This window comes from Bradyrhizobium sp. PRIMUS42 (assembly GCF_023006515.1).
In the GTDB taxonomy this organism is placed as follows: domain Bacteria; phylum Pseudomonadota; class Alphaproteobacteria; order Rhizobiales; family Xanthobacteraceae; genus Bradyrhizobium.
In genome coordinates this window covers 1-1485 of the sequence record NZ_JALBGZ010001084.1, presented here as the reverse complement: position 1 = coordinate 1485, position 1485 = coordinate 1, and the positions used below count along the sequence as shown (strand labels likewise).

At 65.7% G+C, this 1485-nt stretch carries 3 protein-coding genes; 1 reads left to right on the top strand and 2 read right to left on the bottom strand.

Features of this window, described 5'->3' with window-relative positions; translation table 11 throughout:
- The coding region (locus MOV75_RS37815; RefSeq protein ID WP_247007958.1) for a sigma-70 family RNA polymerase sigma factor at window positions 1-464 on the bottom strand (464 nt) is incomplete at its 3' end.
- A 98-nt stretch (window positions 465-562) separates the two neighbouring features.
- Between MOV75_RS37815 and MOV75_RS37810 the strand changes: the two genes are divergently transcribed.
- On the top strand, window positions 563-1018 hold the full coding sequence (locus MOV75_RS37810) for a carboxymuconolactone decarboxylase family protein (RefSeq protein WP_246932659.1): 456 nt from the start codon (window positions 563-565) through the stop codon (window positions 1016-1018).
- 46 nt (window positions 1019-1064) lie between these two features.
- Here the strand turns inward: MOV75_RS37810 and MOV75_RS37805 are convergent.
- Window positions 1065-1485: alpha/beta fold hydrolase (locus tag MOV75_RS37805; RefSeq protein WP_247007957.1), on the bottom strand; the 421-nt coding region annotated here is incomplete at its 5' end.

Sequence of the window (1485 nt, the reverse complement as noted above, 5' to 3'; positions counted from 1 at the left end):
CTCGCGAGCTGCCGCGACGCGTCGACCGAGCGGCCGACAATCGGTGCGATCTCCTCGAAAGGGACTGCGAACATGTCGTGCAGCACGAAGGCGAGCCGCTCCGCAGGCTGAAGCGTTTCCAGCACGACGAGCAGCGCCGCGCCGACGGAGTCGGCCATCTCAGCCTCGCGCTCCCGCGTCTCGTCGACCGGCTCGGGCACATGGGGGCCCATCGGATCTTCCTTGCGCGACTTCCGTGCGCGCAGCATGTCGAGGCAGATGCGCGCGACCACGGTCGTCAGCCAGCCGCGCAGGTTTGCGACATCCGACATGTCGTAGCGGCTGACCCGCAGCCAGGCCTCCTGCACGGCATCATCGACCTCGGCGCCGGAACCTAGCATGCGGTACGCGACCGCGCGCAGATGGTCCCTGCTGGCCTCGAACTGGTGGCTGAGAAAATCCTCCTCAAAGTTTTTTTGCGTCATCGGTCACATTCCCTCGTCGCGATCCGTCATGCCCATGACGAAGCCAGTCCGGCCGATGTGACCGGAACCTTCGAAATTCGAGCGATGGAGACGAAAAGATGCACGCCCGCATGAATCACCCCGTCATGGTCCTGCCCGAGGCCATGAATGTCCTTCAGTCCCTCGGCAATCTGACCAAGCAGGGCTTGCCGGAAAAGCTCCTGGAACTGGTGCACCTGCGCGCCAGCCAGATCAATGGTTGCAGCGTCTGTGTCGACATGCATCCCAAGGTCGCGCGCAAGCTCGGTGAGACCGACGAGCGCCTGTTCGCCGTATCCGCCTGGCGCGATGCGCCCTATTTCACCGACGCCGAGCGCGCCGCGCTGGCGCTGACCGAGGCCGTCACGCGTCTCGCCGATCGCGAGGATCCGGTGCCGGACGCGATCTGGAGCGAAGCCGACAAGCATTTTGACGAGCGCGAGCTTGCGACGTTGATCGTCGCGATCGCGACGATCAATGTCTGGAACCGGCTCAACGCGACGATCAAGATGCCGGTCGGCGTGTGGAAGGTGTGAAGCCTCCTCCTTCGCCTCTCCCCGCTTTGCGGGGAGAGGTGCGCACCTACTTCGCCAAGAACCTGCTCACCACCTCGCCGAACTCGAGCGGGGCCTGCTCGAACATCCAATGGCCGGCATTCGGGATCACCGCCGTCTCGGCGCCTGCAATGTGCTCGGCGAGCACGCGCCACATCACGGACAGGCTGCCGGTGGTGGCGCCGCCGCCGATCAGCAATGTCGGCGTGCTGATCGCCTGCGCATCCGCGAGCGTATAGGGCCTGCGCTGCTCGTTGATCTGGCCGAGGAACGTCAGCGCGTTGTCGCGCAGTTGCTGCTTGGCCGCCGCCGGCACGCGCCGCCAGGAGCCGTCGCCTTCGATTCCCTCGTAGAAATTCTGCAGCGCGCCCTCGATATCGCCGGCGCGGATCATCTCGACCGACCGCGTCGTGCGCGCAGCCAGCGGCGGATGCGTGGGCGTGCCTTCG

Coding starts and splice junctions, on each gene's coding strand:
- MOV75_RS37810 (WP_246932659.1), top strand. CDS start 563: ATGCACGCCCGCATGAATCACCCCGTCATGGTCCTGCCCGAGGCCATG.